Origin of the sequence: Pedococcus sp. (assembly GCF_036554925.1) — a bacterium.
Lineage (GTDB): Bacteria > Actinomycetota > Actinomycetes > Actinomycetales > Dermatophilaceae > Pedococcus_A.
This window is the reverse complement of the sequence record NZ_DATBMI010000209.1, coordinates 1-10,548: the sequence shown is the minus strand read 5'-3', so window position 1 is coordinate 10,548 and position 10,548 is coordinate 1. Positions and strand designations below refer to the sequence as shown.

Genomic DNA, 10,548 nt, shown 5'->3' with positions numbered 1-10,548 from the left:
CGCGGGTAGATGTTCTCGCCACCCCGGATGACCATGTCCTTGATCCGGCCGGTGATCTGCACGTAGCCGTCCTCGTCCATGACCGCGATGTCGCCGGTGTGCATCCAGCCGTCCCGCAGCACCTCGGCACTCTTGTCCGGCTGCTCCCAGTACCCCAGCATCACCGAGTACCCCATGGTGCAGAGCTCGCCCGCGCGACCCCGCGGCAGCGTCTCGCCGGTGACGGGGTCGACGACGGTGACCTCGAGGTGCGGGTGCACCGCGCCGACGGTGCCGACCTTGCGGTCGAAGGAGTCGTCGGTGCGGGTCTGGGTCGACACCGGGGAGGTCTCGGTCATGCCGTAGCAGATGGTCATCTCCTCGATGCCGGTCGCGATGAGCTTCTTCATCAGCTCGGCCGGGCAGGGCGAGCCGGCCATGATCCCGGTCCGCACCGTCGACAGGCCCGTGGCGTCGAAGGCGCCACTCTCGATCAGCGACCACTCCGCGATGAACATCGTGGGCACGCCGTAGAGCGAGGTGCACCGCTCGTCGCGGACGGCCTGCAGGGTCGCCGCGGGGTCGAACCCCGGCGCCGGGATCACCATGCAGGCGCCGTGGGTCGTGGCCGCGAGGTTGCCCATGACCATCCCGAAGCAGTGGTAGAAGGGCACCGGGATGCAGATCCGGTCCTCCTCGGTGTAGCGGCACACCTCACCGACGAAGAAGCCGTTGTTGAGGATGTTCCGGTGGCTGAGGGTCGCCCCCTTGGGGAATCCCGTGGTGCCCGACGTGTACTGGATGTTGATGGGGTCGTTGCGGTCGAGCCCGGCCTGGACGCGCGCGACCTCCTCCGCGGACACCTCCTCCGCCCGGGCGAGCAGCGCCCCCCACGACTCGGTGCCGATGAGCACGACCTCGCGCAGGTCGGGGCAGTCGTCGCGCACCTCCTCGATCATCCGTCCGTAGTCGGAGGACTTGAACGAGGCCGCCGAGACCAGGAGCGAGATGCCTGCCTGCTTGAGCACGTACTCGAGCTCGTGGGTGCGGTAGCTCGGGTTGATGTTGACCAGGATCGCGCCGATCTTCGCCGTCGCGAACTGCACGACCGTCCACTGCGCGCAGTTCGGCGCCCAGATCCCCACCCGCTCACCCTGCGCGACGCCCACGGCGAGCAGCGCCCGGGCGAGCCGGTCCACCTCACCGGCGAACTCGGCATACGACCACCGGATGCCCTGGGCCACGTCGACGAGCGCCTCGCGCTCGCCGAACCTGGCCACGGTCGTGTCGAGGTTGTCGGGGATGGTCTGCTCGAGCAGCGGCACGTCGGTCGGCCCGGCGGTGTGCGAGAGCTGGGCCTGCGGGATCGCGTCGGACATCGTCGGCCTCCTGGCGGGTCGGGTGCTGGTGCCATCCCACCGCCCCCGACGCCGGGCGACAACCCCGGGATCGACGGGCGGTCCCGTGCCGCGGTGACCGGTCGGTCAGCCGAGGAACATGTCGGGCGCCAGGCCCTCGTCCCTCCCGGTCATCGAGTAGGGCGCGAAGTCGGTGACGCCGCGCTCGCGGAGCAGCTCCTCGTCGATGAGGGTCTGCCCGTTGAGAGCCTGCCCCGCCGTGGTGAGGACCTCGTAGGCCGCGTCCGCGACGATCTCGGGCCGGCGAGAGGCCGCGACCATCGCCTCGCCCCCGGGCAGGTTGGCGATGGCGTCGGTGGCCACGAGGGTGGCCGGCCAGAGCGCGGTCGAGGAGATGCCGAGGTCGGCCAGCTCGTGGGCGAAGCCCAGGGCCGCCATGGTCATGCCGTACTTGGCCATGGTGTAGGCCGGGTGGGTGGCGAACCACTTCGGGTCGAGGCTGATCGGCGGGCTGAGGGTCAGCACCTTGGGGTCCTCGGCCTGGACCAGGTGCGGGATGGCGGCCCGGGTGAGCATGAAGGTCCCGCGCACGTTGACGTCCTGCATCAGGTCGTAGCGCTTCGGCTCCAGCGCCGTCGTGCCGGAGAGGTTCAGCACGCTGGCGTTGTTGACGACGATGTCGATGCCGCGGAACCGCTCTGCCGTCTGCGCCACCGCCAGCTCGATGGTGGCGTCGTCGCGGACGTCCCCGACGATGGGAAGGGCCTGGCCGCCGGCCTTCTCGATGGCCGCGGCCGCGGTGTGGATCGTGCCCTGCAGCCGAGGGTCGGGCTCGCTGGTCTTGGCGATGAGCGCGATGTTGGCGCCGTCGGCCGCCGCCCGCAGTGCGATGGCCAGGCCGATGCCGCGGCTGCCACCGGACATCAGGATCGTCTTCCCGCTGAGCGTGGTCATGCTCGCACCCTAGTTACCCAGCGGTAGCAGGGGAATGCCCCGGGCGGGTGGTCACCGTCACGCGGGGTGTCAGCTGGTGATGTCCTTGCCCGAGAACCTGGCCCACGCCGCGAGCCAGAACACGACGGCATACGCGCCGTTGACCGACAGCCCCCGCAGGACTCCGTCCCAGGCGATCGGGTCGCGCAGCAGGTCGCCGAACGCCAGCCACTCGTGGACGATCAGCCACGGGTGCAGCCACTCCAGCTGTGGCACGGCGTCGAGGATCCACGACAGGATCGTGAAGATCAGCAGGGCGATCGACGCGGCGATGGGCTGTTCCGTGAGGGTCGAGATGAACAGCCCGACCGCCGCCAGCCCGGCGAGGCCCGCCGCGAGGTACAGGCTGACGAGCACGACCCGCCAGACCGCCGCGCCGAAGTCGAGCTGCGTGCCCGACAGCGTGGTCAGCGGCCCGGTGCCGAACAGCGCGATCCCGATCGCGGCCCCCGGCAGCACCACCGCCGCGACCCCCCAGAGCGCCCCGAGGCACAGGGAGGCGTACTTCACCACGAGCAGCCGGGTGCGGTGGACCGGCACGGTCAGCAGGTAGCGAAGGGTCCCCAGGTTGGCCTCGCCGGCGATCGCGTCGCCGGCCAGCATCGAGATGGCCAGCGGCAGGAACATCGCGATCTCGACGCCGAGTGCCGCCAGCGGCACGAACAGGCCGTTGGAGGTGATCGACGAGAGGAAGTCCGGCCCGCGGCCGGGCCCCGGCTCGGAGACCTTGACCGCGATCGCCATGACGACCGGGACGGCGGCGAGGACCAGCAGGCCCATCTGGTTGCGCCTCCGGCCCGCGATGAGCCTCAGCTCCGAGCGCAGGAAGCGCGTCGAGAGGCGCCGCGGACGCGGACCCGCAGCGGTGGCACCGGAGCCTGCCACCGGACGGGCTGCCTCAGCCGCTGACATCGAAGCCCTCCCCGGTCAGCGAGACGAACAGGTCCTCCAGGCTGGCCCGCGCCACCGAGAAGCCCTGCACCCCGACACCGGCGTGCACCAGCGCGGCGACGATCTTCTCGGGCTCGAGGTCGCCCGGTATGCCGTGCACCTCGCCGTTCATGGGGCGCACCTCCTCCACGCCGAGCTCGCGGAGGACCCGCGCCGCAGCCTCCGGCTGGCGGGTCCCGACCCGCACGGTGGTCGGCCCCGCACCGCGCACCTCGGCGAGCGTGCCCTGGGCGACCAGCCGCCCCTCGCGCATGACGCCGACGTGGGAGCAGATCTGCTCGACCTCGGCGAGCAGGTGGCTGGAGACCAGGACCGTGCTGCCGTCGGAGGCGAGCGAGCCGATGAGCGAGCGCACCTCCCGGGTGCCCTGGGGGTCGAGGCCGTTGGTCGGCTCGTCCAGCACCAGCAGGTCACGCGGGGCCAGCAGCGCCGCGGCGATCGCGAGGCGCTGGCGCATGCCGAGCGAGTAGGCCCGGTACCGCTTGCGAGCGGCCGCGAGCAGGCCGACCCGGTCCAGCGCGGCGTCGATGCGGCGACCGGCGGTGCGGGGGTCGGCGAGGACGTCTCCGGCGTCGAGCCGGGCCAGGTTGGACCGCCCGGAGAGGTAGGGGTGGAAGGCGGGGCCCTCGACGAGGGAGCCGACACGGTGCAACGTCTCGCCGGCGCGCTGGGGCATCGGCTGCCCGAGCAGGCGCCGGTGGCCGGCGGTGGGCTCGACCAGCCCGAGCAGCATCCGGATCGTCGTGGTCTTCCCGGATCCGTTGGGGCCGAGGAAGCCGTAGACCGACCCCGTCGGCACAGCCATGGCGATGCCGTCGACCGCGACCTGGTGGCCGAAGCGCTTGGTCAGCCCGTCGGTCTCGACGGCGAGCCCGGGCTCGCCGCGGAGCCCGGGCTGGGCCCGCTCACGCCGCCCACTCACCTGGCCGCCAGCGCGGCATACAGGCTCTGCGGTGCGACCGCGCCGACCGCGACCCGGCCGTCGTCGGTCAGCACGGCCGAGAACAGCGTGCCGCTCAGCAGCCGGCCACTGCCCCAGGCGCCGGACACCCGTGGGAGCGCCTGCAGCAGCGACTGGAGCTGCTGGCCGCCGTCACCCGAGCCGGAGCCCAGCGCCGAGGGCGGCACGGTCGCCACCACGACGGCGCCCCAGCCCGACCCGACGACGCGTGGCCGCGCGGCATCCGCGGGACCGTCCTTCCCGTGGCCCCCAGCCGCCAGGTCCTTCTCGGTCACCGTGGTGCCGGGCGGGGGGTTGAACTCGAACTGGCGTGCGTCGGGCCGGTCGAAGTCGATGCTGGTGAAGCCCACCTCGAAGGCCGGGTTGGCGGCCTTGGTCGAGTAGACCTGGACCCGCAGGGGCAGGTGCTTCTCGGCGTCGACGGAGATCCTGACCGACTGCACGAGCGAGGCGGAGTCGCGGGGTTCGAGGACGAGCTCGTACGCGTCCCGGCCGGCGACCTTGGCCGTGCCGGACGTGCTGACCCTGGTGCTCGGGTCCAGCGCGGCGAGTGCCCGCCGCGCCGCCTCCTCGGGCGTCTTCGGCAGGTCGGTGACGGTGGGTGCCGGGTTGGGCGCCTTCTGCGCCGCGTCGCGCACCGGGAGGGTGGAGTGGACGGCCGTCTTCTCCTGGCTCGACCAGACCCACAGGTCGCGGCCGTTGCGGATGATGTCGGACTCGCCGAGCTGGCCGACCAGGGCCAGCCGCTGCTGCTCCTGCCCGCCGTACCAGACGCGCCAGGTGTGCGTGCCGCTCACGACCGACTCCAGCGACGCCGAGCCTCGCCCGCCGGGCCCGCCGAGGGCCGACAGGTCCGGCAGGCCGAGCTCGGCCGACTGCACGACCGTGCCCGAGAGGTAGCCGAGCTGGGCGCGCTGCACGTCGACGAGAAGCTGGGCCGCGGTGCGCGGCGGCAGGCTGGCGTCGGCACTGGCGGTGTAGCTGGTGACGAGGCTGACCGCGCCGACGGCCGCGACCGCCGCCGCGGGGACGGCCCAGCGCGCCCTGGGGTGCTCGGTGAAGGGGCTCATGCCGCCATCGTCGCCCGGGATGGCTGAGACGACCCTGAGAAGGGCGCGCCGGGCAGGCCCGCGTGCCATCGTGTGATCGTGCGACTGCTCGTGGTGGAGGACGAGGCCCGGATGGCCGACGCCCTCGCCCGCGGGCTGCAGGCGGAGGGCTTCGTCGTGGACGTCGAGCCCGACGGCCCGGGGGGCCTCGAGGCGGCCCGCTTCGGCGGCTACGACGCGGTCGTCCTCGACGTCATGCTGCCGGGCATGTCCGGGTACACCGTCGTGAGGACGCTGCGCGAGGAGCAGAACTGGGTGCCGGTCCTGATGCTCACCGCCAAGGACGGCGAGTACGACGAGGCGGACGGCCTCGACTACGGCGCCGACGACTACCTCACCAAGCCGTTCTCCTTCGTGGTCCTCCTCGCCCGGCTGCGGGCCATGCTGCGCCGCGAGCCGGCGCCCCGCCCCGCCGCCCTGCGGGTGGGCCCGCTCACCCTGGACCCCGCCTCGCGCCGGGTCGAGCGCGAGGGGGCCGAGGTCCCGCTGTCCCGGCGGGAGTTCCTCGTGCTCGAGCACCTGATGCGGGCACACCCGGCCGTGGTGAGCAAGGAGTCCCTGCTCGACGCGATCTGGGGTGCCCCCGACGAGGCGGACGCCAACATCGTCGAGGTCTACGTGGGCTACCTGCGCCGCAAGCTGGGCCGAGAGCGGATCGAGACGGTCCGGGGCGTCGGCTACCGGCTGGCGTCGTGAGCCGCTGGTCGCGACTCGGCCTCCGCTCGCGGCTGCTCGCCCTGGGGGTGGCCGGGGTTGCCGTCGCCCTCCTGGTCGGGGGCCTGGCCCTGTATGCCGCGGTGGCGGTCACCCTGGACCGCGCCGCCGCGTCCGAGGCCAGGTCCGCGGCGCGAGAGGTCGCCGCCCTGGTCGAGGCGGGCCGGCTGCCCGACCCGGTACCGGTGTCGGGCGCCCAGGTCGTGCAGGTGCTCGACAGCCGGCAGCGCGTGGTCGGGGGGTCGGTCGCGGCTGACCGGCTGACTCCGCTGGTGGACCGGCGGGAGGCGGCCCGGGTGGCCGACGGCGGCACGGTCTCGGTGCCGGGGAACCGGGCCGGCCGCTCGGGTGAGCTGGTGGTGGGCGGGGTGCGCGCCGACCGCGGTGGGGAGGCGGTCCTGGTCGTCGCTGCCGTCCCGACGGCGGACCTCGAGACCAGCCAGCGCGTCCTGCGCACGCTGCTGCTGGTGTTCTTCCCGCTGTTCCTCCTCGCCCTGGCGGCGATCGCCTGGCGGGTGATCGGGCAGGCGCTGCGCCCGGTCGAGGAGCTCCGGCACGGCGCCGAGCGGATCGGCGCGGGGCCCGACGCCGACCGGAGGCTGCCCGTCCCGCCGACCCGCGACGAGATCGCGGCACTGGCCACCACCCTCAACCGGATGCTCGCCCGGCTCGCCGACGCGCAGACCCAGCAGCGGGCCTTCGTCGCCGACGCCGCCCACGAGCTGCGCAGCCCGCTCGCCAGCATGCGCACCCAGCTCGAGGTGGCGGCCCGGCTGGGCGAGGGCGGGAGCCTGCCCGACGGGCTGCTGCCGGAGGTGGAGCGCCTGACCGCGCTGGTGGAGGACCTCCTCGTGCTGGCCCGGGCGGGCGACGACCGCACCACCCGGCCGGCCGAGGACGTCGACGTCCACGACGTGCTGGCCCAGGTGGCGGGCCGGTATGCCGCGGCACGGGTCCCCGTCCTGGTGGCCGCCGGCGGCGACGCCCCCGCGGTGGCGCGGGTCTCCCGGCCCGACCTCGAACGGGCCGTGGGCAACCTCGTCGACAACGCCGTGAGGCACGCCGCCACGCGGGTCAGCCTGGCGGCCCGCACCACGGCATCGGGAACCGTGCTCACCGTCACCGACGACGGGCACGGCATCCCCGAGGCCGAGCGGGAGCGGGTCTTCGACCGTTTCGCCCGCCTCGACGAGGCACGGGACCGCGACTCGGGCGGCACCGGGCTCGGCCTGTCCATCACTCGCGAGCTGCTCCGCCGCAGCGGGGCGACGGTGCGGCTCGAGGATGCCGGGCCCGGGACCCGCGCGGTGGTCGTGCTCCCGACCTAGGCTGGCCGACATGGGTACGGCCGGGGAGAGGACGCCGCGGCGGGCGAGGTTCCGCGGCCGGATCGCCGGGCTGGGCACCACGAGCGGAGTCCGGATCGTGGTCGGGCGGTGGGACAGCTCGCCGTTCGGGGCGTTCGCGGACGTGATGCTCGAGCGGCCCGACGGCCACCGCGTGCTGTACGCGCCGACCGACGAGGTGGGTGCCTTCATCGCGGACACCTACGTCTTCGACGAGATCCGGACGGTCCCGGTGCGGGCGGACACCCACCACGGGACCTGGGCGGTCGAGGCGGGCGACCTCGCCGTGGCCTTCACCTCCGGGCGGCGGCTGCCGCTGGGCTGGCTGCTGCGCGCGGTGCCCGGTCCTGTGGCCGCGAGCCCGGCCTGGGCGGGAGCGGTCGACCCGGTGGCCCGGCGTGCGATGCGCGGGGTGAGCACCCGCGGGCAGGCGCGCTCGGGCCGCCGCGAGTGGTACGGCGCCACGGACCTGCACGCGGTCACGCGCCTGGCGGGCAGCCTCTCCGAACGCCCGCTCGGCGACCTGGCGCCGGTCGAGCCACCCACCCGGTTCGGCTTCTCGTCGACGCCGCCCACCCCGTCCGTCACCACGGTGGTCACGACCGTCGAGGTCCTCGGCGCCTGATCGGCCCTCCGGGGAGGTGCGCCGTCCCACCATCCGGGAGAACCCGGCACACCGGCGTGGTCTGCGCCGCAGCCTCAACCGCTGGGCGGCCCGCCGGTGGGAGGATGGGGCCGTGCGCCCCATCCTGCAGTCCTCCAAGCTCCAGAACGTCCGCTACGACGTGCGCGGACCGATCCTGGAGGAGGCTCATCGGCTCGAGGCCGAGGGCCACAAGGTGATGAAGCTCAACATCGGCAACCCCGCGCCGTTCGGCTTCGAGGCCCCCGAGTCGATCCTCGTCGACATGATCCACAACCTGCCGGAGTCGCAGGGCTACAGCGACTCGCGCGGTATCTACTCGGCCCGCACCGCGGTCGCGAACTTCTACCAGGGCGAGGGCCTGCGCGACGTCACGGTGGACGACGTCTTCATCGGCAACGGCGTCTCCGAGATGATCTCGCTGACGCTGCAGGCGCTGGTGGACAACGGCGACGAGATCCTCGTCCCGGCGCCCGACTACCCGCTGTGGACCGCCGCCGTGACGCTCTCCGGTGGCAGGGCGGTGCACTACCTGTGCGACGAGGAGAACGACTGGAACCCGAGCCTCGAGGACATCGAGAGCCGGATCACCGAGCGCACCAAGGCGATCGTGCTCATCAACCCCAACAACCCGACCGGCGCGGTGTACTCCGAGGCCATCGTGAAGGGGTTCGTCGAGATCGCCCGCAAGCACGACCTCGTCCTGATGTCCGACGAGATCTACGAGAAGATCCTCTACGACGGCGCCCACCACGTGCACGCGGCGACCTACGCCACGGACATCCTCTGCCTCACGTACAGCGGGCTGTCCAAGGCGTACCGGGTGGCCGGGTACCGCAGCGGCTGGGTGGTCGTGAGCGGCGCACGCGACCGGGCCGCGAACTTCCTGGAGGGGCTGACGCTGCTCGCCAACATGCGCATGTGCGCGAACGTGCCCGGTCAGCACGCGATCCAGACCGCCCTCGGCGGCTACCAGAGCATCAACGACCTGATCCTCCCCGGCGGCCGCCTGCTCGCGCAGCGTGACACCGCGTACAAGCTGCTGAGCGACATCCCGGGCGTCACGTGCGTGCGGCCGCAGGGGGCGCTCTACCTGTTCCCACGCCTCGACCCGGAGGTCTACCCCATCGAGGACGACCAGGCGTTCGTCATCGAGCTGCTCCGCGCCACGCACATCCTCATCACCAACGGGACCGGCTTCAACTGGCCCAAGCCCGACCACGTGCGCATCGTGACCCTGCCCAGTGTCGAGGACCTCGAGCACGCCATCGACCGGATCGCGGGCTTCCTGGAGACCAAGCGCCGCTGATGCGACCGGGGGACCGCGGCCTGCTGGCTGCCATCGCGGCCGGCGGGGCCCTCGGCTCACTCGGCCGGTATGCCGTGGCGCGTGCCGTCCCCGCCGGCGCGCACGAGTTCCCCTGGGGGACGTTCGCGGTGAACGTGTCCGGGTCCCTGGCGATGGGAGTGCTGTTCGTGTGGGTGCTCACCCTCGACCGGCCCCACCCGTGGCTGCGGCCGTTCCTGGGTGTCGGGGTCCTCGGGGGCTGGACCACCTTCTCGGCCTATGCCCTGGAGTCGCGGGGCCTGGTGGTCTCCGGAGAGCTCGGCCTCGCGACGGCGTACGTCCTCGGATCCCTGCTGTTCTGCGTGGCGGCCGTGGGGGCAGGGGTCTCGCTCGGGGAGCGGGCGCTCGGGCGGCGCCGGTGAGGGTCCTCCTCGTGATGGCCGGCGCCTCCGTCGGCGCGCCGCTGCGCTTCCTCGTCGACCGGTGGGCGCGTGACCACTCGCCGGCGGGCACGGTCCTCGGGACGCTGGTCGTGAACGTCGTCGGGTCCTTCCTGCTCGGTCTCCTCTCCGGCTGGTCCGCCCGTCCCTGGTGGGTGATGCCGCTGCTGGGCATGGGGTTCTGCGGTGCCCTGACCACGTTCTCGACCCTGGCGCTGGAGACCTGGGTGTTCTACGAGGAGCGCCGGTGGCGGCCCTTCCTCGCCAACCTCGGGTTGAGCCTGGGGGTCGGTGGAGTCGCGGTGTCCCTCGGGTTCTGGGCCTCGAGCGCCCTCTGAGGAGACCCTGTCGGCGGTGTGCCGCAGAGTGGGGGTGAGCCCGTTCGGCGACCGCCGGCCCGGGCCCGTCGAGTCCGGAGGTGGCCATGGCAGTGCAGTGGCAGGTCGCGATCGACTGCAAGGACCCCGAGCGGCTCGTGCCGTTCTGGTGCGAGGCCCTGGGGTACGTCCCGGAGCCGGCACCCGAGGGCTGGGACAGCTGGCTGGCGTACTGGCGGTCCCTGGGCATCCCCGAGGAGGACCTCGAGGGCGCCGAGCACGGCAGCGGCGCCATCGTCGACCCGGAGGGGACGCGACCGCGGATCTGGTTCCAGCCGGTGCCCGAGGGCAAGGCGGTGAAGAACCGCGTGCACCTCGACATCAAGCTCACCGGCGGGCCGCGTGCACTCCCGGACTACGAGCAGCGCAAGGCGCTCATCGACGCCGAG

At 73.2% G+C, this 10,548-nt stretch carries 12 protein-coding genes; 7 read left to right on the top strand and 5 right to left on the bottom strand.

The window, feature by feature from the left end; translation table 11 throughout:
- The 5 genes from VIB11_RS15990 to VIB11_RS15970 form a co-directional block, all read right to left on the bottom strand.
- A partial coding sequence (locus VIB11_RS15990) for an AMP-binding protein (RefSeq protein WP_332032520.1) occupies positions 1 to 1,358 on the bottom strand: 1,358 nt, incomplete at its 3' end.
- A gap of 105 nt (positions 1,359 to 1,463) precedes the next feature.
- Positions 1,464 to 2,291 (bottom strand): NAD(P)-dependent oxidoreductase, encoded by an 828-nt coding sequence (locus VIB11_RS15985; protein WP_332032519.1) that lies wholly within the window; start codon positions 2,289 to 2,291, stop codon positions 1,464 to 1,466.
- A gap of 69 nt (positions 2,292 to 2,360) precedes the next feature.
- Positions 2,361 to 3,242 (bottom strand): ABC transporter permease, encoded by an 882-nt coding sequence (locus VIB11_RS15980; RefSeq protein WP_332032517.1) that lies wholly within the window; start codon positions 3,240 to 3,242, stop codon positions 2,361 to 2,363.
- Entirely contained in the window at positions 3,229 to 4,203 is a 975-nt protein-coding gene (locus tag VIB11_RS15975; protein WP_332032515.1) for an ABC transporter ATP-binding protein, read from the bottom strand. The genes VIB11_RS15980 and VIB11_RS15975 overlap by 14 nt, the downstream gene beginning before the upstream one ends.
- Complete coding sequence (locus VIB11_RS15970) at positions 4,200 to 5,312, bottom strand: LolA family protein (RefSeq protein ID WP_332032513.1); 1,113 nt, start codon at positions 5,310 to 5,312, stop codon at positions 4,200 to 4,202. The genes VIB11_RS15975 and VIB11_RS15970 overlap by 4 nt, the downstream gene beginning before the upstream one ends.
- A gap of 78 nt (positions 5,313 to 5,390) precedes the next feature.
- On the opposite strand from VIB11_RS15970, the gene VIB11_RS15965 reads away from it, so the two are divergent.
- From VIB11_RS15965 to VIB11_RS15935, 7 genes are all read left to right on the top strand, one after another.
- On the top strand, positions 5,391 to 6,047 hold the full coding sequence (locus VIB11_RS15965; RefSeq protein WP_332032511.1) for a response regulator transcription factor: 657 nt from the start codon (positions 5,391 to 5,393) through the stop codon (positions 6,045 to 6,047).
- The gene (locus tag VIB11_RS15960; protein WP_332032509.1) at positions 6,044 to 7,393 is read left to right on the top strand and encodes a HAMP domain-containing sensor histidine kinase; all 1,350 of its coding nucleotides are present in this window, start codon (positions 6,044 to 6,046) and stop codon (positions 7,391 to 7,393) included. Before VIB11_RS15965 ends, VIB11_RS15960 begins: the two co-directional genes overlap by 4 nt.
- Positions 7,394 to 7,403: 10 nt before the next feature.
- Positions 7,404 to 8,036 (top strand): hypothetical protein, encoded by a 633-nt coding sequence (locus VIB11_RS15955; protein ID WP_332032507.1) that lies wholly within the window; start codon positions 7,404 to 7,406, stop codon positions 8,034 to 8,036.
- A 112-nt stretch (positions 8,037 to 8,148) separates the two neighbouring features.
- Positions 8,149 to 9,363, top strand: a complete 1,215-nt coding sequence (locus VIB11_RS15950; RefSeq protein WP_332032505.1) for a pyridoxal phosphate-dependent aminotransferase — start codon at positions 8,149 to 8,151, stop codon at positions 9,361 to 9,363.
- Positions 9,363 to 9,764: a CrcB family protein gene (locus VIB11_RS15945; protein WP_332032503.1), complete on the top strand. Its 402-nt coding sequence runs from the start codon at positions 9,363 to 9,365 to the stop codon at positions 9,762 to 9,764. The genes VIB11_RS15950 and VIB11_RS15945 overlap by 1 nt, the downstream gene beginning before the upstream one ends.
- Positions 9,761 to 10,120 (top strand): CrcB family protein, encoded by a 360-nt coding sequence (locus VIB11_RS15940; RefSeq protein WP_332032501.1) that lies wholly within the window; start codon positions 9,761 to 9,763, stop codon positions 10,118 to 10,120. The genes VIB11_RS15945 and VIB11_RS15940 overlap by 4 nt, the downstream gene beginning before the upstream one ends.
- Positions 10,121 to 10,206: 86 nt before the next feature.
- A partial coding sequence (locus VIB11_RS15935; RefSeq protein WP_332032499.1) for a VOC family protein occupies positions 10,207 to 10,548 on the top strand: 342 nt, incomplete at its 3' end.